Here is a 25,972-nt window from a genome sequence, read left to right on the forward strand (position 1 = left end):
CGTTAGAAGTTATCAACAAAGTGTAATTTGGTGGTAAAAAGTGGGTGATTCTCCCTAATTTTACCCATTATTAATAGCTATGGCTGGACTTGTCGGAGAATTTGAGGTGAAGCTGGACGGAAAAGGAAGATTTCTTTTCCCTGCCGGTTTGCGCAAACAACTCTCTCCGGAGGCTCAGGAACAATTTATGTTGAATAAAGGCTTTGAGGAATGTTTGACTCTCTATCCCATGAACGAATGGGAAAAGTTGTCGGTAAAACTGTCAAAGCTGAATTTGTTTAAGCCACAGAACCGTATGTTCTACCGTTTGTTCCATCAGGGGGCAAAACAAATCGCGCTGGATAATGCCGGTCGTGTTTTGATTCCGGTAATGCACATGGAGCGGGTTGGTTTGGACAAAGATGTGATGCTGATTGCATACAACGACCGAATTGAGATCTGGGACAAGTCCAAATACTTCGAGTTGATCGATGGGAACATGGCTGATTTTGCTGATTTGGCAGATGAAGTAATGGGTGATTTGGGGAATGATGACGAATAATGATGCGACATACCACGTGCCTGTCATGTTGCAGGAGTGTCTGGATGGATTGAATATCAATCCGGACGGGATTTACGTTGATGTTACCTTTGGTGGTGGTGGTCACTCCCGTGCAATTTTCGAAAAACTTTCTTCAAAAGGCAGGCTGATTGTTTTTGATCAGGATCCGGATGCGCGTGCAAATGCATGGGAAGCTCCGAATTTTCATTTTGTAGCAGCCAATTTTGCTTTTCTAAAAAATCACTTACGAGTTTTGGGTATTCCGGCTGTTGATGGAATTCTTGCTGATTTGGGGGTTTCCTCTCATCAGTTTGATGATGCGAAGCGCGGTTTTTCCATTCGTTCCAATGAAGCGTTGGATATGCGTATGAACCAGGCCGGTGATTTTACAGCTGCGAAAATTGTCCAGACTTACGATGAGGAACAGTTGGCTGCAATTTTTAGAAAATACGGCGAATTGGATCATCCTTTCAAGACAGCTGTCGAATTGGTGAAAGCACGGAATAAATCGAAAATAAAGACCACCGGTGAGTTGATGGAGGCTTTAATGCCCGTTGCTCCGAAGTTTAAGGATCATAAATTCTTTGCGCAGGTGTTCCAGGCGCTTCGTATAGAGGTGAACCAGGAAATGGACGTGCTGGAGAAGTTTCTGCTTCAGACAGCTGAGGTGTTAAAGCCGGAAGCTCGTTTGGTGGTGATGTCTTATCATTCCTTAGAAGACCGTTTGGTGAAAAACCTGATGAAACGCGGGAACCTGGACGGTTCGATTGAAAAGGATTTTTTCGGGAAGGTGCTGAAGCCTTTTGAAGAGGTGAATCGAAAACCGATTCTTCCGAGTGAAGAAGAGATTCAGCGGAATACACGTGCGCGTAGTGCGAAGTTGAGAATAGCTAAAAGAGTGACGGATGGAAAATGAGTACAGAGAACGGGAGGGTGTAAATCCGATGGATGCTGTACGTGGTAAGGCTCCCAGAGAAAAGTATTCGACGGATATACCTGTAAATGAAAAGCCGGGTAAGAAGAGCTCAAAGAAGACTGCTGCTGCCAGCGAAAAAACGAATGCGAAAACGAATACCTATACAGATAAAAAGGCGGATACAAAAGCGAAGCCGGTTGGAAGTGCGAAACCAAAGCGTCAGAATTTGTTGATTCAGGTTTTGAACGGGGAAATTTTAACCCGGGATTTTGTGTTGAATAACCTGACGTTCATCTTCTTCATTTTGTTCCTGTTGATGTTGATGGTGGCAAAAGGCTATTACGGAAAACAGTTGCAGAAGGATATTACGGATTTGCAGGCTGACGTGGATGCGCAGACTGCTGAATATATTGAGAACAAGGCGTGTTTGGAAGAATCGACTTCTCGTTACCGCCTGGTTCAGGCATTGGAGAAGCGGGGATTGAAAGAGACGGTCAATCCGGTGAAAGTGATACGATTAAAGCGAAAAGACAATGAGTGATAAAAAAGACTTGATGTGGCGGGCTTACCTGGTTTACATAGGTTTTTTCATTGCCTTGATTGTTGTGGTTGTGAAAACAATCATGATACAGTCTGAAGGCAGTGCTTCATTGTTTACGGCAACAAAAGAGAAAATCCCAACAAGAGCGGTGAAAAAATATCCGCGGCGGGGGGAGGTGCTTGATAGAAATTATACACCGCTGATTACGTCGGTGTCGTTCTTTGACATACACATGGATCCTACTGTTGTGGATCAGGAGATTTTTGACAAGGAGATCGGTGCTTTGTGTGAGGGGTTGAGTAAGGTTTTTCCTGAAACTTCTGCGCGTGATTTTGAAAATTACATCCGTAAGGGAAGGGCCAGGGGAAGAAGGTATATTACCATCAAGCTGAAGGCCACGAACGAGCAAAGACACCGCCTGGAAGAACTTCCGATTTTCAATTTGGGAAGGAATAAAGGTGGATTGATCGACACGGATGAAACGATTTTGAGAAAGCGTCCGCATGGCGAGATCCTGAAAAGAACATTGGGCTATTATCAGAACAACGGGAATTCGAAAGAGTTGCGTGTTGGTATTGAAGGTGCTTTCAATGAGATTCTGGCAGGTGAACCGGGTGAAGAAGTTGAACAGCGCATTTCTTCCGGCTGGAAAAAAACCGGGAAAATGATCCGTGAGCCTATTGAAGGAGCTGACCTTATTACTTCTATTGATATGGAAATCCAGGAAGTAGCACATTCGGAATTGTACCGCCAGTTGAAAAACCAGGGAGCAAAAAGTGGTTGCGTGATCGTAATGGATGTGAAGACCGGTTTTGTTCGTGCGGTTTCAAACCTTCAAATGGCTTCCGATGGAGAATATTACGAGTTGTACAACCACGCAATAGGTACCAAAGAGGTTCCTGGTTCAACATTTAAGCTGGCTTCATTAATGGCTGCTTTGGAAGATCAGAAGATCACACTCGATGATACGGTAAATGCGGTTGGTGAATACCAGTTCTATGATTTGAAACTAACGGATTCTAATCCTTACGGATACGGACGTATTACCATTCGCAGGGCTTTTGAATTGTCTTCCAATGTGATTGCGCGAGTGATTAACAATGCTTACCGCAGAGAGCCGCAAGTGTTCATCGATCGTTTACGAACCTTCGGGATAGGAGATTCATTGGGAATTGATTTGCAGGGTGAGCCCAAGCCAACCTTATATTCGCCGGGAACTAAGCAATGGTCGGGAATTTCGCTTCCGTGGATGTCGATCGGCTATGAAGTGCAGCAAACGCCTTTGCAAACACTGGCTTTCTACAATGCAGTTGCGAATAACGGAACATTGGTTCGTCCGCAATTTGTAGAGCATATTCGACGTGGTCAGCGCATTGTGAAATCCTATAAGCCGATCGTTCTTCGTCCGAAGATTTGTTCGGATAAAACATTGCGTTTGATGCAGGAATGTTTGAAGGGAGTTGTGAAACGAGGAACGGGAAGTGCTTTGAAGTCGGCCTTATTTGATATTGCCGGGAAAACGGGAACGGCTGTGGTGCAAAATGCCGATGGTCGTTACGGAGAAGAGGGAAACAAAACTTACCAGGCTTCTTTCGTGGGATATTTTCCGGCAGATGAACCGCTTTACTCGTGTATCGTAGTTGTTGCTGCGCCTTCTAAAGATATTTATGGAGCAACGGTTTCGGGAACAGTATTCTCTGCTATTGCGAATAAGGTGTACTCCAATTCTTTGAATTACCACAAAGCAATTAATGAAGAGAAGGAACGTATCAAAGATGCTCCGCTTATTAAGGATGGAAATATCAATGACCTGTTAGTGGTTTTAAAGCGCTTGCATTTGCCTTATCAAATGGATGCTTACAGCGAATGGTCGCGGGTGCGTGTTTCGGAATCACACATTTCGATTGTTCCCCGAAAAATTTCTTCAACAACAGTTCCAAGTGTTACGGGATTAACGGCTAAAGATGCGGTTTACCTGATTGAGCGCCTGGGAATGCATGTGTATATACGCGGAAGCGGAAAAGTAGTAAAACAAACAATCCCTGCGGGATCGCCAGCGGTAGCCGGAGGGTTAATGGAATTAATATTGGAATGAAAACAGTCAATGAATTAGCAAAAGCAACGAAAGTGACTCAGTGGGTAGGACCTGCTGAAGCGCAAATCTCTGCGCTTATTTCTGACTCCCGAAAGGCAGCTGCGGGGACGCTTTTCGTAGCTGTAAAAGGTACGCAGGTGGATGCACATGATTTCATTCCTCAGGTTATTGAGAAAGGGTGTACGGTCGTTGTTTCGGAGCGCGTTGTTGACGTTCCGAAAGACGTAACCCTGTTGATCGTTCCGAATACAGCTTTGGCTCTGGGGGAGTTGGCGCATGCGTTTTACGATTATCCCTCTCATTCTTTACAGTTGGTGGGAATTACCGGGACTAACGGAAAAACCACCACTACAACACTTTTACACGATTTGTATACCGGATTGGGATACAAAGTGGGACTGCTTTCAACGGTGGTGAATTTGATAGGAAAAGAAGTGATTCCTTCTACGCATACTACTCCGGACCAGATTGCTTTGAATGCTTTATTGGCAGACATGGTTGCGCAAGGATGTTCGCATTGTTTCATGGAAGTGAGTTCTCATGCAGTTTCTCAGAATCGTATTGCAGGATTGGTTTTTAAGGGCGGAGCGTTTACGAACATCACGCACGATCATTTGGACTATCATGGAACGTTTAAAGAATACATCACAGCGAAGAAAGCCTTCTTTGATGGAATGAATAAAGATGCTTTCGCACTGGTGAATGCCGATGATAAAAACGGAATGGTGATGGTACAGAATACCAAAGCCAAAGTTTCCACTTTCGCCTTAAAAACGCATGCCGATTTCAAAGTAAAAGTATTGGAAAACAGCTTTAGCGGCTTGCTGCTTACGGTAAATGGAATTGAATTGTGGACGCGTCTGATCGGTGATTTCAATGCGTACAACATTGCAACGGTTTATGGGGTCAGCCAGCTGCTGGGTTCAGACTCGACGGAAGTATTGACGGTCTTGAGCAGTTTAGAAGCAGTTGACGGTCGGTTCCAGTTCACAAAAAGTGCAACGGACATTACAGCTGTTGTGGACTATGCACACACGCCGGATGCTTTGGAAAATGTGTTGAAGACAATCGAAAATATCCGCACCAGGAATGAGCAGGTGATCACAGTTGTTGGCTGTGGGGGCGACCGGGATGCGTTGAAAAGACCGGAGATGGCAAGGATCGCTTGTGAAATGAGCGACAAAGTCATATTGACTTCGGATAATCCGCGTACAGAAGATCCGGCTGAGATCTTAAGACAGATGGAAGCGGGAGTGGGAGCACACCAAACAATGAAAGTGCTTTCCATTTTGGATCGCGACCAGGCGATTAAAACAGCAGTTTCCCTGGCGCAGGCAAAAGACATTATCCTGATTGCAGGAAAAGGACATGAAAAATATCAAGATATCAATGGGGTAAAACACCCTTTCGATGATTTCGAGGTGGTAAAGAATTACTTCAATAAACTCAGTAAATAGAAGAGAAAGCGCAGCTTTTGATCTGATCAAGCGGTAGCGCAGATAAATAAAAAAATTAATAATTAGAAACATGCTTACTTACTTGTTTAATTATTTAGAACAATTGGATTTCCCGGGAGCAGGATTATTCCAGTATATCTCATTCAGAGCTGCAATGGCATTGATCACTTCATTGATCGTGTCCATTATTTTCGGGAAACGTTTGATCAACTTGCTGCGCCGCCAGCAGATCGGTGAAACAGTGCGCGATTTAGGTTTGGCAGGTCAGTTGGAAAAAGCAGGTACACCAACCATGGGTGGGATTATCATTCTTTCTGCTATCCTGATTCCGACATTGCTTTTCGCAAAGCTGCACAACGTGTATGTTTTCACGATGCTTTTGGCAACTGTTTGGCTGGGCGTTATCGGATTTGTAGATGACTACATCAAAGTGTTCAAGAAGAACAAAGAAGGCTTGAAAGGAAAATTCAAAGTAGTTGGTCAGATTGGAGTAGGTATCATTGTTGGGTCGATCTTGTATTTCCACCCGGATGTACAGGTACACAAACGCGTAGCTGCAAACTACCAGTTACAGGCAGGGGAGTCATTCGTAACGCACCAGCATTCGAAAGATGTAGTTTCGGATACGATTCCTTCCAAATGGATTGTAACTCGTGATATGACAACCACGATTCCTTTTGTGAAGAACAATGAGTTCAACTACAACTGGCTGATCGGGGATATCGATAAATCCTACGGATGGGCTTTGTTCATTCCGTTTGTGATCATTGTGGTGATTGCAGTTTCCAACGGTGCTAACATGACGGACGGACTTGATGGTCTGGCCACGGGAACGAGCGCGATTGCCGGAATTGCATTGGCGGTTTTGGCCTACGTTACTTCCAACGTTCATTTTGCGGATTATCTGAATGTGATGTATGTTCCGTATGCAGAAGAGCTCGTGATATTTATCGCGGCGTTCGTGGGTGCTTGTATCGGATTCTTGTGGTACAACAGTTACCCGGCCCAGGTTTTTATGGGTGACACCGGAAGTTTGGCTTTGGGAGGAATCATCGCGGTATTCGCTATTTCCATCCGTAAGGAATTGCTGATCCCGGTATTGTGCGGAATCTTCCTGATCGAGAATTTATCCGTGATCATGCAGGTTGGGTATTTCAAATATACCAAGCGCAGATTGGGTGAAGGAAAACGAATCTTCCTGATGGCGCCGCTGCATCACCACTACCAGAAAAAAGGACTGCATGAAGCGAAAATTGTTTCTCGTTTCTGGATCGTTGCGATCCTGCTTGCTGTTGTATCCATTGTAACTCTGAAACTACGTTAATGAACATTCAGAACAAAATAGTGGTTGTTTTGGGTGCCGGCGAAAGCGGTGTCGGTGCTGCGATCCTTGCAAAAGTGAAAGGGGCAAAAACGTTTGTTTCCGATTTCGGGACGATCAAGGATTCTTTCCAGGCTGAATTGAACGAACATCAATTGGAGTGGGAGCAGGGTGCGCATTCCATGGAGCGCATTTTGGAAGCTGACCTGGTAATCAAATCTCCGGGTATTCCGGAGAAGGCACTGGTGATGAAGGCCATTCGTGAAAAGGGAATTAAGGTGATTTCCGAGATCGAATTTGCAGGTTATTTCACAACGGTAAAAAAAGTGTGTATTACCGGAAGTAACGGGAAAACGACAACAACCATGCTTATTCATCACATGTTGAAAAAAGCAGGTTTGAAAGTGGGATTGGCAGGAAATGTCGGTTACAGCTTCGCGAAACAGGTGGCTTTAGAGGACAATGAGATTTATGTGTTGGAATTGAGTTCGTTCCAATTGGATGATATGGAGGATTTCAAAGCGGAAATTGCCATTCTGACAAACATTACTCCTGACCACTTGGACCGCTACGAATACAATATGCAATTGTACGTGAATTCGAAGTTCCGGATCCTTAACAACCAAACTGCAGCTGATTATTTCATCTACAATGCAGACGATCAAACAATAACAACTGAAATGGAGAAGCGCTCCATTCCGGCAAAAAAACTTCCTTTCTCATTGACGCAGGAATTTGAAGAAGGAGGATATATAGCAAACAAACAACTCATCATAAACTTTAACAATCAATTCACTATGTCTATTCATGAACTAGCATTGAAGGGTAAGCACAATGCCCAAAACTCCCTGGCTTCCGGGCTGGCGGGTAGAATCCTTGATATTCGCAAGGAGATTGTGCGCGAAAGTCTGTCCGACTTCGTAAATGTGGAACACCGTCTGGAATTTGTTGCCAAGGTGTGCGGTATTGAATTTATCAATGATTCCAAAGCAACGAATGTAAACTCAACGTGGTTTGCATTGGAAAGCATGGAGCAGCCGACGGTTTGGATCGTTGGAGGTGTTGATAAAGGAAACGACTATTCCGAGTTGCTCGACCTGGTAAAGGAAAAAGTAAAAGCAATTATTTGCCTTGGAAAAGACAACCAAAAGATTATCGACACTTTTTCAGGTCATGTGGAAACAATTGTGGAAGCAGGTTCTGCTATGGAAGCGGTTGCTTACGGATACCGTCTGGCTAAAAAGGACGAAACAGTTTTGTTGTCACCGGCTTGTGCAAGTTTTGACCTGTTCGAAAATTACGAAGACAGAGGAAATCAATTTAAAGAGGCAGTTCGTTCACTTTAAATCATTGCGTCATGGAAATTAAAAAGGTTGATCAGCAGTCTCAACTGCTCCAGGCTCGGAAAGAGTCGCTGGATGCAGCGGAGAGAATGTCCCTGAGACCCTTGGGCAAATTGTGGGGAATGGATGTGTTTACGTGGTACAAACCATCTATTGTTGAACTTTCTGCAACCCTTTCGACTTTTCCGTTTCCTGTTTTCTGGTTGGCGAATGAAATCAATATCCGGGAAATGGCACAAGTGGATCCTGAAACGCTGCGTTCTGTTCAATGGTGCGCGCAATTCGATAATCCGCAGCTTTCCATTCCTTCCGATATCATTTCCCAAATGCCTTTGGTTACGGGAACAGAATCGCTGGAAGATGCCCTGGAGTTTTTGAAAAGAACGAAGCAGCCGCGACATATTTTGCTCTTTACCGTTCAGGGAAATGAGTGGAAGACAAAAATGGAGGTTTTTGAAAACTTTGTTAAGCTACATCAATAAGTAAAATGGTACAGTTTCTAAGAAAGCATTTTAAAGGAGATTTGGTGATTTGGGTGATTACGCTCATTTTACTTGGGTTTTCATTGGTTTCTGTGTACAGTTTTGTTCCTATCCTGGTGAAGATTGAGGGCGGAACACCATTTAAATACTTGTTCAAACATTTTATATACATCTTGTTGGCTGTCCTGGCAATGTATTGGGTGCATAAACGCGATCCGATGTACATTTCCAAAATGTCCAGGATTATTTATTACGGATCAATTGCCTTGTTGATCTTTACGCTTTTCTTCGGAACAAAAGTAAACGAGGCCGGTCGATGGGTGAAAATCCCGTTTGTGGGATTAACCTTCCAGTCTTCGGATTTTGCCAAGCTTGCTCTGCTGATCTATGTTTCGCGGATGCTGGTCAAGAAAAAGAATGAAATGAATGATTGGAAAAAGGGCTTTTTACCGGTAATGGCACCGATAGTTATTATTTGTGGGTTGATTGTTAAGGATAACTTTTCAACGGCTGCCATCCTGTTTATGATAAGCTTTATACTGCTCTTCCTTGGACGGGTGCCTTTTTCCAAGCTCTTTTCGGTCGTTTTTGCCGGGATACTTTTGTTTGTAATGGCAATTGGTCTGCATAAGGCCTTGCCTGATCTGAATATTTTACCGCGCTATGAAACCTGGGTCAATCGCTGGGAGAACCGTTACCAGGAAAATGCGGATATCGATTCTCCGGGAAACCTGCAGGCGAATAATGCTGAACAAGCTATTTATTTGGGTGGTTTCTTCGGTCAGGGAATCGGAAAAGGCAAGGTGAAGGAGTTTATCCCGGAGGCCTATGCGGATTTCTTCTATGCATCTTTTGTGGAAGAATTCGGATCGTTCTTCGCTATAGTATTGATCCTGTTCTACCTCATTTTGTTGTATCGCATTATGCGGATTGCACTCCGATCGGAACAGCTCTTTGAGACTTATGTCTGTTTGGGAATCGGAATTTTGCTGCTTTCCCAGGCAGCTGTAAATATGATGGTTTGCACCGGGATTTTCCCGGTTACAGGTCAGAATATGCCTTTCCTGGCAATGGGAGGATCTGCAATGATTATGGCTTGTGTGGGGATTGGAATTGTGCAGGGAGTTGCTCAGAAACAAGAAGATAAAAATAGTGTAGAATCTGAACCTGTTTTTGCATGAAAGAATTGAAGAAAATAGTAATCTCGGGTGGTGGAACAGGTGGACACATCTTTCCTGCCTTAGCCATTGCCAATGAGATTAAGAAACGCAATCCGAATGTGGAAATCCTTTTCGTGGGTGCGGAGGGGAAAATGGAAATGGAAAAAGTTCCTGCGGCCGGGTATAAAATTGTTGGCCTGCCGATCGTTGGTTTGCAGCGAAAACTGACGTTGAAAAATCTGGCGCTTCCTTTTAAATTGTTGAAGAGCCTCTCACTGGCAAAGAACATCCTGAAGGATTTTAAGCCGGAGGTTGTGATCGGAGTGGGCGGTTATGCCAGCGGCCCGACTTTGAAAATGGCGCAGCGTTTAGGTATTCCGACTTTGATCCAGGAACAGAATTCCTATCCCGGGAAAACGAATCGTTTGTTGGCTAAAAAGGTGAAAGCGGTTTGCACGGCATACGAAGGCCTGGAAAGTGTTTTTCCACCGGCAGCAATACGCTTAACCGGAAACCCGGTGCGTGAAGAGCTGAACAGGACCTCGATCAGTAAAGAAGAGGCATTCAGCCAATTTCCGGCTTTGGATCCTGCTAAGCGCACGATTCTCGTAATGGGAGGAAGTTTGGGAGCACGTACTTTAAATGAAGGAGTTCTTCATGGCTTGGCTGAATTGGCAGAAGCAAATGTACAAGTCCTGTGGCAGTGCGGAAAGTACTATTTTGAAGCGATGAAAAAGGAAATAGAGATTCGAAAGAAAGCTCCGATCTTCTTAACGGATTTCATTTCGCGCATGGACGCGGCGTATGGAGTTGCGGATGTTATCGTTTCGCGCGCAGGAGCATTGTCGATTTCGGAATTATGCATTGTTGGAAAACCGACAATCCTGGTTCCGTCACCGAATGTTTCCGAAGACCATCAGACAAAGAATGCAATGGCTTTGGTGAAAAACCAGGCGGCTATTCTGATCAAAGACGATGTGGCAAAAGAACAATTGATTTCAGAAGCAATTAAAGTTCTGAATGATGATGATAAAATGAATGAATTGCGGGTGGCAATTAAGCGCATGGCAAAGCCAAATGCAACAGCAGATATTGTGGATGTGATAGAGAATTTAGCGTAGGGACGCGACGCATCGCGTCCGTACATATTTTTGTAAAAAAGGATAAAATGACATTGGACGGCATAAAACGCTTTTATTTCATTGGCATCGGCGGAATCGGGATGTCGGCATTGGCGCGTTATTTCAAAGCGAAAGGTTTTGATGTGGCCGGTTACGATAAAACACCATCGCCTTTAACGAATGAGTTGGAATCCGAGGGGATTGCAATTCATTTTGAGGATTTGGGTGGAAATATTCCTTCGGAATACCAAAATACGGATTCTACATTGGTTGTTTATACGCCGGCAATCCCGAAGAATATGGGAGAGTTGGTTTATGTACAGCAAAATCACAAAGTCCTGAAACGGAGCGAAGTGTTGGGGCTTATCACCCAAACAAGCAAAGGTCTTGGAGTTGCCGGTACTCATGGAAAAACCACTACTTCAACGATGCTGGCTTATGTATTGAGCCAGTCGCATTTGAAATGCTCTGCTTTTTTGGGGGGAATTTCTTCCAATTTTAATTCCAATGTATTGGTGAATGCGTCTGCGGAATATTCCGTGATCGAAGCAGATGAGTTTGACCGCTCATTTCTGCGGCTGAAGCCATTTGCCAGTATCATTACAGCAATGGACCCGGACCATTTGGATATTTACGGAACAACCGAATCGTTTATTGAAGGTTTCCAGGAATACGCGGATAAGCACAAGGAAAACCAGCTGGTAATCTATAAATACGGACTTCCGTTGAAGCAAACCGGATTTAAAGGGATTTCCTACGCAATCAACCAACCGGATGCACAGGTTTACGGAACAGAGCTGCATTATGAGAACGGTTGTTTTTTAATGAATGTACATTTCGGCAATGAAACCTGGAAAGAGGTGGTTTTGGGGCTTCCCGGAATTCACAATGCGGAGAATGCGCTGGCAGTTGCCGTAATGTGTAAGGAGTTGGGGCTTTCGGAGTCAGAGATCCGTTCCGGACTGCAAAGTTTCAAGGGGGTTAAAAGACGTTTTGAATACCAGGTGAGAACGGAGAAGTTGGTTTATATTGACGATTATGCACACCATCCGACCGAAATTGCAGCACTTGTTTCTTCCGTTCGTTTGCTCTACCCGGATAAGAAAGTGGTGGGGATTTTTCAGCCGCACTTATTTTCCCGTACGCGTGATTTCGAAGAAGGATTTGTTCGGGAGCTGAGCAGATTGGATGAAGCGATTATCATGCCGATCTATCCGGCGAGAGAAGAGCCAATTCCAGGAGTTACCAGTGATGAGTTGGTCCGAAAGATTGGTGCAAAAGCCAGTTTAAAAACCCCGGATCAGGTTTTGGAATACGTAAAAGCGATTGAGAACGCAGTTGTATTGACGATCGGTGCAGGAGATATTGACCGCATCGTTCCGGAAGTGAAAAATAGTTTAGAAAGGAAGTAACTTGAAAGGGAAACTGAAAATAGCAGCCTGGGCTTTATTTGCCATTGCCGTGATAGCGGTGCTTTTCCTTGCGCGTAAAAACCAGGAAGAGTCGGTTGTACAGAATCCCAATATTTCCATTTCTGTGGTTGATGAAAATGCTTTTTTAACGGAAAGTGAGTTACTGGTGCGTTTGAAACGTCTGAATCTTTTCTATCCGAACCAATTGATGAAGAACCTGAATACGAAAGCAATTGAGGAACATATCCGGAAAATGCACGAGGTGGAAGAGGTGAATGTATTTAAGCAATTGGGAGGAAATTGGGGGATCAAATTAAAAGTAAGGCAACCTTATGCCCGCATTTTTAACCAGTTCGGAGAAAGTTTCTATGTAGACTCAAAAGGTGCTACCATGGACCCGACACCAAATTTTACTGCTCGTATCCTGGTTTTTACCGGGAATATCAAAGATAAGTCCGATACGCTGCTTGTAAGCGACATCGAAGCGGATCCTAAATTAAAGAACGACCGAAGTCTCGATGAAATCTTCCACATCGCAAAAGTGATTCATGAAAATCCCTTTTTAACTGCCCAAATCAGCCAGGTTCACCGCGATCGCTGGGGAGACTTTATTCTGATCCCGAGAGTGGGAGCTCAGCGAATTGTATTAGGGCCTGCTCCTTCCGAACGTGATGTGGCCGAAAAATTAAAAAAATTGGTTGTTTTTTATGCGAATGGCCTTCCTTATGTGGGATGGAATAAATACAAAACGATCAACCTCAAATACCGCAATCAAGTGGTATGCACTTATCTGCGCGACACCCTTTAAGTTGTTTGTTTTTAAACAATATCAAGTCAGTAGTGTTGTAATTCTTTAGCACTAAAATTTAGTAACTTTATTTTGAGGGGGCAGCCCTCTTAAATATATGCTTTCATAAATTTAGATTTGTTACGGTAAACTTAACGAAGGATATTTTTAAGCATAGATGACACGTAATAATCTACTACTACTTTTTTTCAACGTTGTGTATTTTAGTTCTGTGGCACAACGGGATGTTACGTTAAATCATCTGCAGCCCGGTTTTTTGGTAGTGGACGCCTCTTAGATTAGGAGGTGAAAATGGAGAGATACCAACTAAACCCTTGCGAGCAACAATAACGCTCCTACTGGTTATATTCACGTTTGCACGACGATTGATATTCCCAGTGGGAGCAAGTTGCGTACCTGGACAATGAATATGCGTCTTTGCAGATATACAGGAATATTGAATGATTAGACCACTACTACTACTGCTTAAAATGAGGTTGCACAGCTATGCCCCGAAACTAAGAGATTCTGTAAGAACAGGGTCTCTTGTTGTTTGTGGAAGAATAGCATAAATGTTCAAATGTTCAAATGTTCAAATGTTCAAATGTTCAAATGTTCAAAAATCTACTTAAACAACTTGAACTCTTTGAACTTATTTTAACTTCATTTCAGTTGGTCGGAATCCAGCAGGAACTTATTTTCCATGCACCAAAGAATCAGGCTGTTGTTGCGGGCATCCAGGTTCAATTTTTTACAGATCCGGGAGCGGTAATTTTCGACCGATTTCGTTGAAACAAAAAGCAGGTTTGCGATCTCTTTACTGGAGTGTTTTTTACTTACCAGTTTTAATACTTTTAATTCGGTTGGTGTAAGGGAATTGATCTCATCCGTTATTAACTCCATGCGCGGATCCGCTTCACGTTTGTCGTGTTGATTTCTTAAAACAAGCGGCAGGTATGTTTTTCCAGCCAGTACCCAGTTGATGCATTCCACGATTTCTTCCGAAGTATTATCCTTAATCAAATAGCCTCTTGCACCGTTGTAAAAAGCCAGTTTGATGATGTCAGTGGTTTTGTGAATGGAAAGGATGATAACGGCTAAATCAGGATATTTTTGTTGAATGAGCGAACAGGTTTCCAATCCGTTTTGCACCGGCATGTCAATATCTAATAAGACAATGTCAGGATTGAATAAAGGTATGTTTTCCATTACTTGTGCTCCATTTTCATAAGCCTGGATCTCTACATGGTCAAAGGAAGATTCCAGCAGGAATTTTAAGCCGCTTCTGAAAATGGGGTGATCGTCTGCCAGAATTACCTTCATTTAAATAGTTATTGTTAGAGAAATTCCCTTGTTGGTACCTGTTTTTAGTTCCAATCGACCACCGATAATAGCTGTTCTTTCCTGTATGGTTAAAAGGCCCAGTCCTAGTTTGTTTTGTGAGTCGGTGATGCCGATTCCGTTATCTCTGTATTGAATAATAAGTTCGTCGGTTTTTCGTTCAACACTTACTTTCAGCGCACTTGCACGGGCATGTTTAATGGTGTTCGAAATGCATTCCTGGATAATGCGGTAAATCTGCGAGCTTGTTTCCAAATCAACTTCTCTTCCGTCAAGGTCGAAATCAAAATTACAGACCATATCAGTTCCGGATTGCGTTTTTTCAATGATGGAGTTTAGAGCGCTTTCCAGTCCGATTTTCTCCAATGCAGTAGGGTGGAGCTGGTGGCTTAGTAGTCGTGTTTGTTCCAGTATATCACCGATTTCTGCATCCACACCGTCCAGGTTTGTAATTTTGCCCGTGGTAAACAGGTTCAGTTTTGATTTTACCACAGCCAGACTTTGCCCGATATCGTCATGAAGGTCTTTTGAGATCCTTGAACGCTCTTCGTCAATTTGTTCAATGAGTTTCTGCGAGAAGAGGGATTTTATTTTTCGGGATTTTCGAACGTGGTAAATATAGATTGCGGCCAAAATAAGTAAGAACAGGGACAGGATTACCAGGAAAGTGAAGCGGTAATTCGCAGATTTCAGATCGCTCTGAGTGCGAAGTATCTTGTTGCGTTGTTTGGAGTCAGTAAGTTCGTTCTCAAGTCTTTCTTTGCCATAAATTGTTTGCAGGCGCATCTGTTCATTCTCGTTCGATACTTCGCGGATACTATCGGATAAAGCGCTAAACTTCTGTTCCAGTTCATAAGCCAGCTTGTAGTTTCTCTGAGCAGCTGCCAGTTTGGATTGCAATGAAATGAGCTCTTTGCGGAAATTAGGATCATCATCCTTGAGCAGATAAAATTGTACGGAGTCAATGCAGCGCTCCACGGTTGCAAAGTCTTTTTGTTCTACGGAAACCATTCCCCTTACCAGAAAAGAGTTGATAATGAAAAGTGGGTCCCGGTAGGTCTGAACAATTGCAAGTGCCGAATCACTGCTGTTTGAAGCCTCTGTAAGCTGTTTATTGTCCAGGTAAGAAGAGGAGAGATTGATGTAAGCTGCAATTATTCCTGAAGGGAAGCCAATCTTTTTTGCTTCAACAACCGTTTGTTTGTAATGAATTACCGAACCCTTGAAATCCTTTATTTCATGCGTTACCAATCCGAGGTTGTTCAATACGATTAAACGAAGTCTTGGTTGCTCGGTTTCAGTAGATATGACAAGTGCGCGTTCCAGGTCTTTTTTAGCTTCAACATACTTTTTGGATTTAAGTTTGATCAGGGCCAGGTTATTCAGCAGGTAACCTGTAGGAATTTTTTTGTCGTATTTTTCTGACATTCGGAGTCCTTTCAGGTAGTTTTCCGTGGCCTTGTCATACATGAGCCTGGCTTCATACACGATCCCCAAACCGTTATAGATTTCCAGCTGATTTTCGATGTAATGACCTCTTTGGGCATCGATTAGTAGTTTCTTAAAACCATCTTCAGCTTTCAGTACATCCTGGTCCATAATGAGAAAGTTGAGCCTGATTTTTGTAGAATTGATCAACTGATAGTCTTTTGTCTTTTCTCCAACAGTAAGGCTTTTGGCATAGTATTTTTTTGCCTCGCTTATATTGTTGGCGTAATACTTAAAGCTCCCGTAGTATTGGTAAACGTAGCCGATTTCATTTTCCTTGTTAAGTTTTTTGGCCAGTTGGATGCATTGTTTTCCGAGAGAGAAAACAGTTGAGCTGTCGTAATAAGTTGCCTGCTTGATTTTCAGTTTTAAATCCTCAAGTCTTTGAATGTCCGTTTTTTGGGCGTTCAAGGGTTGGAAAACCAACAGTAGTAATAGTACGATCAAAAGTCGTTTTGACATGGTAATAATTGGTTTCGTGCGTAGTCTTTAAAGTTAAATAAATTTTTTGTTTCCGGAATGTGAAGACGCTGATAATTAATAGTGTAGTTGAAAGGTCCTGATTTTACTGGGATACAGGCGTGTTTTAGGCCTAAAAACAGGCGTGCCTTTATTAACAATACTTGTTTAATAAGTATTCTAAATTCACGAAAAACACGGCAAAATAAAATTTAAGTTTGTATATACCGTATTATGGGTCAGGACTAAAGCATCGATATGTATTGGTTTTTACCCGATAAAAGCACTAATTAATTGGATAAACTATTTAGCTAGTGATAGTTCGGTTTGATTTGACCTCTTGTTAATAACCGGAGAAATAAGTTGAAAGAAAAAGAAGAGTTTATGTCAGCGGGAAAAAAGATTGTAGTTGGATTGGATATTGGAACAACTAAAATTGCATGTTTGGTTGGTACGAAAAATGATCATGGGAAAATTGAGATTATTTCCATGGGTAAAAGCGAGTCTTTGGGCGTTGCCAGAGGGATCGTGTCCAATATTGAGAAAACAGTTCAGTCCATCAAGTCTGCTGTAGAAGAAGCTCAAAACCGTGTAGATGCAGACCTGATCATTCGTGTAGTGAATGTGGGAATTGCCGGACAGCACATCAAAAGCTTACAGCACCGCGGAATTTATACGCGAAATAATCCGGACACGGAGATTTCTCAGAAGGATATCAACGCTTTGATCGATGACATGTATAAGCTGGTAATGCCTCCGGGAGAAGAAATTATCCACGTGCTGCCACAGGAATACATTGTCGACAATGAGCAGGGAATTATTGATCCGATCGGGATGATGGGGGTTCGCCTGGAAGCGAATTTCCACATTATTACAGGTCAGATCAATGCTGCAAAGAATATTAAAGTTTGTGTGGATAAAGCGGGGCTTCAGGTGAAAGATATCATCCTGGAACCAATTGCTTCTGCAGATGCTGTTTTAAATGATGAAGAAAAAGAAGCCGGGGTTGTTTTGGTGGATATCGGTGGTGGTACAACCGACGTGGCAATTTTCCACGAAGGTGTGATCCGTCATACAGCGGTAATTCCTTTCGGCGGAAACGTGATTACGGATGATATCAAGGAGGGTTGCACGATTTTGCGCCGACATGCGGAAGCGTTGAAAGTAAAATTCGGTTCTGCTCTGGCATCCGAAAGCCTGGAAACGGAAGTTGTTTGTATTCCGGGATTGCGCGGTAGAGATCCGAAAGAGATTACACTGCGTAACCTGGCAAGCATCATACAGGCACGTATGGAAGAGATCATTGAACACGTTCATTACGAAATCGTGAATTCCGGGTACGAGAAGAAAATGATTGCAGGTATTGTTGTAACAGGCGGTGGATCTCAGTTGAAACACATCACGCAGTTGTTCGAATACATGACAGGAATGACAACACGTATCGGTCTTCCGACAGAGCATTTGGCGTCAACAAATACCATCGAAGCGATTACTTCTCCGATGTACGCAACAGGTATTGGGCTGGTAATGAAAGGTTTTGAGAATGATACGCCTCAGAAACAAGTAGAAGCCGTAACCGGACAGGTAAAAACGCATTCTACGAAAACAAGAGGAAGTTTCTTCGATACTTTGTTAACAAAGAGTAAAAATTTCTTCGCGGAAGAGGAGTAATATTAAATTAGCCGGAACGGATTTTTTAGTTCCGGTTAGGAAAAGACAACAATAACAACAACAATAAAAAGAAGCATATGGAATTCGATTTGCCAAAAGGAACAACTTCAATTATCAAGGTGATTGGTGTTGGTGGTGGTGGAAGTAATGCTGTAAACCACATGTTCGATCAGGAAATCAAAGGTGTTGATTTCATCGTTTGTAATACAGACCGTCAGGCTTTGGATATTTCTCCGGTGCCTTATAAAATTCAGTTGGGGCCTAGCCTTACTGAAGGACGGGGTGCGGGGGCAATTCCTGAAATTGGCAGAAATGCTGCGGTTGAGAATATTGATGATATTCGCACATTGCTTTCAAGCGGTACCAAAATGGTTTTCGTTACTGCCGGAATGGGTGGTGGAACCGGAACAGGTGCTGCGCCGGTAATTGCGCAGGTTGCTAAAGAATTAAATATATTGACTGTCGGTATCGTAACGGTTCCTTTCGCTTTTGAAGGACGCCGCCGCCGTCAGCAGGCTGAAGAAGGATTGGACGTAATGCGTCAGTGTGTAGATACTTTATTAGTAATCAACAACGAGCGTTTGCGTGAAGTAGGTGGAAATATGTCATTGGCCCAGGCATTTGCTATGGCTGATAATGTATTGGCAACTGCTGCAAAAGGAATTGCGGATGTGATCACAACAACAGGTGCTATCAACGTGGATTTCAACGACGTGAATACGGTTATGCGTGATTCGGGTGTTGCGATCATGGGATCATCTGTTGCTGAAGGTGAAGGCCGTGCTATCACTGCTGTTCAGGAAGCTTTGAACTCTCCGTTGTTGAATGATAATAACATTGAAGGAGCGAAATACATCTTGTTGAACATCACTTACGGTGATATCGAAGTAACGATGGATGAGATCGGTGAGATCACGGATTACATTCAGGATGAAGCAGGATCTACTGCAGACGTTATTTGGGGGCATGGTTACGATCCTAGCTTAGGAAATAAATTGAGCGTTACTTTGGTTGCAACCGGGTTTAATTCTACTCCGTTCACGGGCTTTGAAAAAGCTCCGGAAAAAACAGTTTCTGTTTTGGAAGACGAACCGAAAAACGAGATCAAAACTCCTTTGACATCTCCGACGCACCAGGTTGTACCTGAGAAAAAGGAAGAAGAGCCTTTTTTGAAGTCAGAACCGAAAGCAGAAGAGACCAAAACAACTAATTCCGGTACTATCGAGTTTGATTGGGAAGTGAAATCAGAGGCAAAACCAATGGTTACACCGATGTCAACTCCTTCTGTTGAAGAGAAAGAAGAGCCGAAACGTTACTTCCTGGAAGATGAAGCAGAAGCCAAAGTAGAATTGGAAAATGTAGTACAGAAAGCTCCTGTAAGCGCAGAAGAATTGCAACGTCGCAATTTGGAGCGTATGGAACGCATCAAGAACTACAACAACAAGTTGAAGAAAGCGGAAGGGTTGAAAGAATTGGAAGATGAGCCTGCATTTGTTAGAAGAAACATTCATTTGGACCAGGTCGTGAAAAGCGAAGAGTCCAACGTGAGCCGTTTCGGTCTTTCAGATGACGGAATTAAGACCAATAACTCATTCTTACACGATAACGTAGATTAATTAGACTTATAGACTAAAGACGCAAGACTAAAAGACAGATTTGTCTGTAGTCTTTTGTCTTCAGTCTTAAATCTCATAAAATGGACTTTACAGAAAAAATAAATCAGGATATAAAGAATGCAATGCTTGCCAAGGAAAAAGAACGCCTGGCAGTTTTGCGTGATATTAAAAGTAAACTATTACTGGAAGCAACCTCGGGAGGTTCCGGCGAATTGACAGAAGAAGTGGCGAACAAGATTGTTTTGAAACTTCACAAGCAGCGCATGGAAACTTACCAGATTTATGTGGACCAGGGAAGAAACGATTTGGCAGAAGAAGAATTGTTTCAGGCTAAAGTGTTGGAAGATTATTTACCAAAAATGATGTCCGACGATGAAGTGCGCCAGGTAATTGCAGCTAAAATTGCTGAAATTGGTGCAAGCGGACCCCAGGACATGGGGAAAGTGATGGGGCCGGTAAACGGGCAGTTGGCTGGAAAAGCCGACGGCAAGCGTGTTTCCGAACTCGTTAAAGAAGCTTTGGCGAATTTGTAGTGTATTGTTAAACAAGAGTTTCCTTAGACTCTGTTTTTATTGTTGGAGAATCCTCCTGGCCATAGCCGGGAGGATTTTTGATTTATAGTCTTTTTAACAAGAATTCCCTTTGTGCTTCTTTGGTGAAATACGGAAAGAACATTTCTACCAATAAATTGTGATACTTGTCTACAGTCGTTTCTACAGGTTCATTATACACTTCCGCGGATGCAATCCAGAAATCGCTGAAAACCCGGATGCGTTCATTTAACCCATGATATTCTGTTTCAAAAGCCGGTGCCCGCATGATTCCGGCTTTAATGGCTAAATCAAACGAATACAAATAAGTGGTTCTTCGTACTTCTTCCAATTCTTTGAAATGCTCGTGGATCTTCGGGTTTTCACGCATGACCTGGTTAAAATCGATCATCAGAAAGCGATACCTGAAGAGTGCCTCCATTCCGGCGCGTGTGGAATCCAGGACAAACTGGAAGTTGATCTCTTCCGTATCGAGCTTCCCTTTTTCCGTGTTAAAGACTTCCATCAGCTGGAAAAAAAGCGCTTCAATGATGTCTTCCCGATGCTTGAAATGATAATTCAGGTTTCCCTGACTGATGAACATTTCCGCTGCAATCCTGCGAAGCGTAACATTTGGAACCCCATACTGATTGAATAAGTTCAAGGCTGTGTGTAATATTTTATCTCTCGTCTTCATTTATTTTAGTAATCTTGACCTAATTCAAATAGTTTTAGTACTTTTGACCTAAAGTTACAAAAAATATCTTTGTTATGAAACGAAAACAACTATTCGAATTTGAAGATCAATCCTGGTTTCCTGGTTTTTTAAGAAACTACCTGACGGATTTTCTTCAGTTTATCTCCAATCAATTTGACATTTACAAGAATATTACGCCGCTTCTATCCGAATTAGTAAAAAAAGATGGCAACAATACGATTGTGGATTTAGCATCCGGCGGCGGAGGCGGTTTGTATCGTTTGTCAAATCGGTTAAAGGAAGAACATCCGGATTTGAAAATCATTCTCACAGATTATTATCCGAACCTGAAAGCTTTTGAATATGTTCGCAAACAATCAGCAAATTTCGGGTATGAAAAAGAGTCTGTTGATGCACGTAAAGTTCCTTCTCACTTAAAAGGAGTGCGAACGCAATTTTTATCCCTGCATCATTTCCGGGAAGAAGATGCGGTTCAGATCTTGCAAAATGCAGTAGACAGTAAAAGTCCGATAGCTCTGTTCGAATCCCAGGAACGAAATGTAAAAAGCGTACTTGCCATGTTGTTTTCACCGATCAATGTACTATTAATGACACCGTTTATAAAACCTTTTTCTCTCGGTCGTATAGTTTTTACTTATATCATTCCGCTTGTGCCGCTTTTCGTAATGCTCGACGGAGTTCTTTCTGCGTTAAGAACATACACCATTCCTGAAATGAACGAATTAATTTCCCGCGTGGAGGGCCATGAGCATTTTGAGTGGAAGACAGGAAAGCAGAAATCCAGTCCGGTTGGAATCTTATACTTGATAGGAACCCCGAAATAGAATAAAAAAACGATCAATTATAAATTATCAGGTTTGTCTATGACTTGATAATTTATAATTGTGTAATTGATAATTTTTAATTCACAAACCTATACCTTATCTTTGCATACTTAAAATAAGAGCAAACAATCATTTATGAGCAATACAACTGAAAAATTAGCTTACAAAGTAAAAGACATTTCACTTGCTGAGTGGGGTCGTAAAGAGATCGTTTTAGCAGAAGCTGAAATGCCGGGATTAATGTCTTTACGCGCTGAATATGGTGCAAAAAAACCGTTGAAAGGTGCACGTATCGCAGGATGTCTTCACATGACAATTCAAACAGCTGTTTTAATTGAAACTTTGGTCGAATTGGGAGCGGAAGTTACCTGGTCTTCTTGTAACATCTTCTCAACACAAGATCACGCTGCTGCTGCAATTGCTGCTGCAGGAATTCCTGTTTTTGCATGGAAAGGTATGAATGAAGAGGAATTTGACTGGTGTATCGAGCAAACATTATTCGCATTCGAAGGTGGAAAGCCGTTGAATATGATTTTGGATGACGGAGGTGACCTTACAAATATGGTTTTCGATCGTTTCCCTGAATTGACTGCAGATATCCGCGGATTGTCTGAAGAGACTACAACAGGTGTTCACCGTTTGTATGAGCGTAAGAAAAATGGAACATTGGTTATGCCTGCAATCAACGTAAATGATTCGGTAACAAAATCAAAGTTCGACAACAAATACGGATGTAAAGAATCATTGGTTGATTCAATTCGTCGTGCAACAGATGTTATGATGGCAGGTAAAGTTGCTGTAGTTTGTGGTTACGGGGACGTTGGTAAAGGTTCTGCTGCTTCTTTACGTGGTGCGGGAGCTCGTGTTATCGTTACTGAAATCGATCCGATCTGTGCTTTGCAGGCTGCAATGGACGGATTTGAGGTGAAAAAATTGGATAGCGTAGTTCACAATGTAGATATCGTTGTGACAACTACAGGAAATAAAGACATCGTAATGGGTCGTCATTTCGAGAAAATGAAAGATAAAACGATCGTTTGTAACATCGGTCACTTCGATAACGAAATCGATATGGCATGGTTGAATACAAACTACGGTTCTACAAAATCTACAGTAAAGCCGCAGGTTGATATTTACAATGTTAAAGGAAACGATATCATTATCCTTGCAGAGGGACGTTTGGTGAATTTGGGTTGTGCTACAGGTCACCCTTCATTTGTAATGTCTAATTCATTCACGAACCAAACATTGGCTCAATTGGAATTGTGGGAAAACTCTGCAAACTATGAGAACGATGTATACGTGTTACCAAAACATTTGGATGAAAAAGTAGCTCGTTTGCATTTGGCTAAAATTGGTGTTGAATTGGAAACATTGACGCAAGATCAGGCGGATTATATCGGAGTAACGGTAGAAGGTCCGTTCAAATCGGATGCTTACAGATACTAAGAAAAGCTTACATTGAATGTAGTCGAAATGTAAATTATATTGGAAAGGAATCTCGAAAGGGATTCCTTTTTTTTATCCTCCTCCCGCGCGTCAAGGGGATTAATCCTCTTGAACGCGCATACACGAAGAAGTAACCGTAACTTAATTGCATAATTTGCCAGATTCACTAATTTTGTTTCATGCAACTTTCGGAAAGAATTAAAACCATAGATTGGACATCACTTAGAACTATTTTGTTTGTCGGACTGATCGTTCGATTAATAGCTGCAATTTTTGCAGAGGGTTACAGCATGCATGACGATCATTTTCTGGTGATAGAAGCTGCCGGTTCCTGGGCTGACGGTTTTGACTACAATGCATGGCTTCCCTGGAATAAAGAACCCGGTGCATCTCCCGAGGGTCATAGCTTTACTTATGTTGGGCTGAACTTCCTGTTTTTTAAGATACTGAAAACTATCGGAATCGCAGATCCGAAAACATTGATGCTCATAAACCGCATTGTGCATGCCCTGTTTTCGTTGTTGGTTATCCGGTTTGGATATTTGATCACGGAAAAATTATCCAATAAAAAAACAGCAAGTTATGTCGGCTGGGTCTTGGCTCTGCTTTGGGCAATGCCTTTCCTGTCGGTAAGAAACCTGGTGGAAGTGGTAAGTATTCCTTTCCTGATGTGGGCGGTTTGGCTGACTTTAAATGAAAAAAGTAAGTGGGCCTTGTTTTATGCAGGGTTGTTAATCGGTGTGGCGGTCTCTTTCCGTTACCAGATTGCAATTTATGCAGTTGGTTTGGGAATTTACTACATACTAAAGTTCGAATGGAGAAAGCTGTTTCTGATGACGGCAGGTTCGCTCGTTATGTTCGTTCTTACGCAGGGAGTTGTCGATTATTTTATATGGGGATATCCGTTTGCGGAATTCAAAGGATACGTGGTTTATAACATGAATGAAGGAACGCGTTATATGAAGAATGCAAACTACTTCATGTACTTTTATGTGCTTTTCGGATTCTTGCTTTTCCCACTTGGGATTTTGGCACTGATTGCTTATTTCAAAGCTGTAAGAAAATACCTTTTATTATTTATCCCGACTTTTGTTTTCCTGTTGTTCCATACCATTTTTCCGAATAGACAAGAGCGTTTTATTCTGACCATTTTTCCATTGGTAATCATTTTGGTTTTCCTGGGGATTGAACAACTTAGAGAACGTAAGTTCTGGAATGGTTTCTGGAAAGTTTCCTGGATTGGCTTTTGGATTCTGAATATCCCGCTTTTCTGCATTGTAACGGTTATGCCGTCGAAAAAATCCCGTGTGAATACCATGTATGCGCTTTATGGAAAAGCGCGTGGTGATGAGCATATATTAATTGAGGCAACCGGGGAGACCAATCCCGAAATGATGCCTTATTTCTATTCCGGAAAGTGGCAGTATACCATTTTGGAACGATGGAGTACGGATACCATAAATCCGGCAAGCTTTTATACGGTTGAACCGCAGGACTACATTTTCTTCTTCGGCCAAAAGAATTTGGAGCAGCGTATCGACACTTTTAAGGTATTCTATCCCAAAATGCACCTGGAAGCTCAAATTGAACCGGGATTTGTAGATAAGTTCCTGCACGGAATAAATCCGCGTAACTCGAATTCTTACGTAGAGATCTGGAAGACGGAAGCGAAGAAGTAACAGATTGCTTTAGGATAAGTTTTCCACGTCTGAAATTTACGAAATTTTAGAATTCGATTGTTCGCTAATTTGCGAACAGATTTCCATGTAAAAATCTGGACAACAAAACTTTACATGTTTTTATTGGTGGAGTTTTTTATTAGAATACGAAGAAGATATTGACCTTTAAGTTATTCCGGAAAAATCAATTGTAGATTCTCAATATATTACTTCCATTCCATTCAGTCTGGTACTTGCGCAATCCCCAATCGGAACCGGATATAGGAGATCCGTCGTACATGGAGAACTTGGCACCGGAACAAGCATCATTCAGCTGCAGAAAATTGGTGGTGTCGATTGTTAAAGGAGTGGCACAAACATTGTCAGGATCTTCAGGGGACATACGCTCCCATGCAACGAAAATATCTGTGGACTGCCTGTAAACAACAATTCCTTTTATTCCACCGGAAACATAAGCCCATCCACCAACACTGTTCAGTTCCTGGTAGGAAGGCAGAGTAAGGTCGATTTGGAAATCAAACGCAATGCTTGGAATAGGGTGTGTCCTGTTTTTTTTACAAGAAACGCCGGCCAAGACCAAAATCAATAAAAAGATTCGTATTTTCACTTTACCTTATTGGAATGACAAAATTATGAAGTTAAGAACGTTTTTACAACTCTTTGTATTGTGTGGACTGTTTATTTTTGGTGCTGGATCAGTTACTTCATCATACGCTCAGGACGGATCAGTTGCCAAAGCAGAGAAAACCATTGCCAAGCGTAGAAAGAAAGAAGCCAAGGCAGCGAAAAAAGAAGCCAAGAAATCCAAAAAAGCATTTTGGGACAAACAATCCAAAGCAGCTAAGAAAAGCGTGAAACGAAATGCAAAACGCCAGAAAAGAGCCAAACGACAGTCGAATGGATGGTGACTTCGGTTACGCTAAATCCCCCTTTCCGGATTTATCTTATTATCGAATGGCTAAAAGGTCATTGAGCGTTTAAAAATCTTGACCGAAGCGTCAATGGGAGTCGAAATGGCCTT

Annotated in this window: 23 protein-coding genes; 19 read left to right on the forward strand and 4 right to left on the reverse strand. The window is 42.4% G+C overall.

The genetic code is table 11. The features are described from left to right. Positions 1-79 precede the first annotated feature (79 nt). The 12 genes from mraZ to QZT69_RS11545 all read left to right on the forward strand — a co-directional run bounded on the left by mraZ (position 80) and on the right by QZT69_RS11545 (position 13,197). A complete protein-coding gene (mraZ, locus tag QZT69_RS11490; protein ID WP_294674221.1) occupies positions 80-541 on the forward strand; it encodes a division/cell wall cluster transcriptional repressor MraZ in 462 nt (153 codons plus the stop codon). Next, complete coding sequence (gene rsmH / locus QZT69_RS11495) at positions 531-1,457, forward strand: 16S rRNA (cytosine(1402)-N(4))-methyltransferase RsmH (RefSeq protein WP_294674322.1); 927 nt, start codon at positions 531-533, stop codon at positions 1,455-1,457. The genes mraZ and rsmH overlap by 11 nt, the downstream gene beginning before the upstream one ends. Continuing rightward, positions 1,447-1,998 carry an FtsL-like putative cell division protein gene (locus QZT69_RS11500; protein ID WP_294674223.1) on the forward strand — a complete coding sequence of 184 codons (552 nt, stop codon included), beginning with the start codon at positions 1,447-1,449 and terminating at the stop codon, positions 1,996-1,998. Before rsmH ends, QZT69_RS11500 begins: the two co-directional genes overlap by 11 nt. Further along, a complete protein-coding gene (locus QZT69_RS11505; RefSeq protein WP_294674225.1) occupies positions 1,991-4,093 on the forward strand; it encodes a penicillin-binding protein in 2,103 nt (700 codons plus the stop codon). The genes QZT69_RS11500 and QZT69_RS11505 overlap by 8 nt, the downstream gene beginning before the upstream one ends. Then, the gene (locus QZT69_RS11510) at positions 4,090-5,550 is read left to right on the forward strand and encodes a UDP-N-acetylmuramoyl-L-alanyl-D-glutamate--2,6-diaminopimelate ligase (protein WP_294674227.1); all 1,461 of its coding nucleotides are present in this window, start codon (positions 4,090-4,092) and stop codon (positions 5,548-5,550) included. Before QZT69_RS11505 ends, QZT69_RS11510 begins: the two co-directional genes overlap by 4 nt. 70 nt (positions 5,551-5,620) lie before the next feature. Next, the gene (gene mraY / locus QZT69_RS11515; protein WP_294674229.1) at positions 5,621-6,874 is read left to right on the forward strand and encodes a phospho-N-acetylmuramoyl-pentapeptide-transferase; all 1,254 of its coding nucleotides are present in this window, start codon (positions 5,621-5,623) and stop codon (positions 6,872-6,874) included. Continuing rightward, positions 6,874-8,217 (forward strand): UDP-N-acetylmuramoyl-L-alanine--D-glutamate ligase, encoded by a 1,344-nt coding sequence (gene murD, locus QZT69_RS11520; protein ID WP_294674231.1) that lies wholly within the window; start codon positions 6,874-6,876, stop codon positions 8,215-8,217. Before mraY ends, murD begins: the two co-directional genes overlap by 1 nt. Before the next feature lie 11 nt (positions 8,218-8,228). After that, positions 8,229-8,696, forward strand: a complete 468-nt coding sequence (locus QZT69_RS11525; protein WP_294674234.1) for a hypothetical protein — start codon at positions 8,229-8,231, stop codon at positions 8,694-8,696. Between the two features lie 5 nt (positions 8,697-8,701). Beyond that, the gene (locus QZT69_RS11530) at positions 8,702-9,877 is read left to right on the forward strand and encodes an FtsW/RodA/SpoVE family cell cycle protein (RefSeq protein ID WP_294674236.1); all 1,176 of its coding nucleotides are present in this window, start codon (positions 8,702-8,704) and stop codon (positions 9,875-9,877) included. Then, on the forward strand, positions 9,874-10,977 hold the full coding sequence (gene murG / locus QZT69_RS11535) for an undecaprenyldiphospho-muramoylpentapeptide beta-N-acetylglucosaminyltransferase (protein WP_294674238.1): 1,104 nt from the start codon (positions 9,874-9,876) through the stop codon (positions 10,975-10,977). Before QZT69_RS11530 ends, murG begins: the two co-directional genes overlap by 4 nt. Before the next feature lie 47 nt (positions 10,978-11,024). Continuing rightward, entirely contained in the window at positions 11,025-12,389 is a 1,365-nt protein-coding gene (gene murC, locus QZT69_RS11540) for a UDP-N-acetylmuramate--L-alanine ligase (RefSeq protein WP_294674240.1), read from the forward strand. A 1-nt stretch (position 12,390) separates the two neighbouring features. Then, entirely contained in the window at positions 12,391-13,197 is an 807-nt protein-coding gene (locus QZT69_RS11545) for a hypothetical protein (RefSeq protein WP_294674242.1), read from the forward strand. 642 nt (positions 13,198-13,839) lie between these two features. On the opposite strand, the gene QZT69_RS11550 is transcribed toward QZT69_RS11545, so the two are convergent. Together QZT69_RS11550 and QZT69_RS11555 are read right to left on the reverse strand one after the other, a co-directional pair. Further along, a complete protein-coding gene (locus QZT69_RS11550; RefSeq protein WP_294674244.1) occupies positions 13,840-14,499 on the reverse strand; it encodes a response regulator transcription factor in 660 nt (219 codons plus the stop codon). Next, entirely contained in the window at positions 14,500-16,467 is a 1,968-nt protein-coding gene (locus QZT69_RS11555) for a sensor histidine kinase (RefSeq protein WP_294674246.1), read from the reverse strand. It abuts the gene before it with no gap. A 381-nt stretch (positions 16,468-16,848) separates the two neighbouring features. On the opposite strand from QZT69_RS11555, the gene ftsA reads away from it, so the two are divergent. From ftsA to QZT69_RS11570, 3 genes are all read left to right on the forward strand, one after another. Next, a complete protein-coding gene (gene ftsA, locus QZT69_RS11560) occupies positions 16,849-18,135 on the forward strand; it encodes a cell division protein FtsA (protein WP_294674249.1) in 1,287 nt (428 codons plus the stop codon). Between the two features lie 77 nt (positions 18,136-18,212). Then, complete coding sequence (gene ftsZ, locus QZT69_RS11565; RefSeq protein WP_294674251.1) at positions 18,213-19,751, forward strand: cell division protein FtsZ; 1,539 nt, start codon at positions 18,213-18,215, stop codon at positions 19,749-19,751. Positions 19,752-19,831: 80 nt separating this feature from the next. Next, positions 19,832-20,284 carry a GatB/YqeY domain-containing protein gene (locus tag QZT69_RS11570; RefSeq protein ID WP_294674253.1) on the forward strand — a complete coding sequence of 151 codons (453 nt, stop codon included), beginning with the start codon at positions 19,832-19,834 and terminating at the stop codon, positions 20,282-20,284. Between the two features lie 82 nt (positions 20,285-20,366). Here the strand turns inward: QZT69_RS11570 and QZT69_RS11575 are convergent, their stop codons facing one another. After that, entirely contained in the window at positions 20,367-20,978 is a 612-nt protein-coding gene (locus QZT69_RS11575; protein WP_294674255.1) for a TetR/AcrR family transcriptional regulator, read from the reverse strand. A 74-nt stretch (positions 20,979-21,052) separates the two neighbouring features. Here QZT69_RS11575 and QZT69_RS11580 point away from each other — a divergent pair, with 74 nt between their 5' ends. The 3 genes from QZT69_RS11580 to QZT69_RS11590 all read left to right on the forward strand — a co-directional run bounded on the left by QZT69_RS11580 (position 21,053) and on the right by QZT69_RS11590 (position 24,951). Continuing rightward, positions 21,053-21,823 (forward strand): hypothetical protein, encoded by a 771-nt coding sequence (locus QZT69_RS11580; protein ID WP_294674257.1) that lies wholly within the window; start codon positions 21,053-21,055, stop codon positions 21,821-21,823. Positions 21,824-21,958: 135 nt separating this feature from the next. Next, positions 21,959-23,272 carry an adenosylhomocysteinase gene (gene ahcY / locus QZT69_RS11585; protein ID WP_294674259.1) on the forward strand — a complete coding sequence of 438 codons (1,314 nt, stop codon included), beginning with the start codon at positions 21,959-21,961 and terminating at the stop codon, positions 23,270-23,272. 179 nt (positions 23,273-23,451) lie between these two features. Beyond that, positions 23,452-24,951, forward strand: a complete 1,500-nt coding sequence (locus QZT69_RS11590; protein WP_294674260.1) for a glycosyltransferase family 39 protein — start codon at positions 23,452-23,454, stop codon at positions 24,949-24,951. 184 nt (positions 24,952-25,135) lie between these two features. Here the strand turns inward: QZT69_RS11590 and QZT69_RS11595 are convergent, their stop codons facing one another. Further along, positions 25,136-25,558, reverse strand: coding sequence for a hypothetical protein (locus QZT69_RS11595; RefSeq protein ID WP_294674261.1), 423 nt, complete (start codon positions 25,556-25,558; stop codon positions 25,136-25,138). A gap of 25 nt (positions 25,559-25,583) precedes the next feature. Here QZT69_RS11595 and QZT69_RS11600 point away from each other — a divergent pair, with 25 nt between their 5' ends. After that, positions 25,584-25,859 (forward strand): hypothetical protein, encoded by a 276-nt coding sequence (locus tag QZT69_RS11600; protein WP_294674263.1) that lies wholly within the window; start codon positions 25,584-25,586, stop codon positions 25,857-25,859. The last annotated feature ends 113 nt before the right edge of the window (positions 25,860-25,972 follow it).

Origin of the sequence: uncultured Fluviicola sp., from assembly GCF_902168135.1 — a bacterium.
In the GTDB taxonomy this organism is placed as follows: domain Bacteria; phylum Bacteroidota; class Bacteroidia; order Flavobacteriales_D; family Crocinitomicaceae; genus Fluviicola.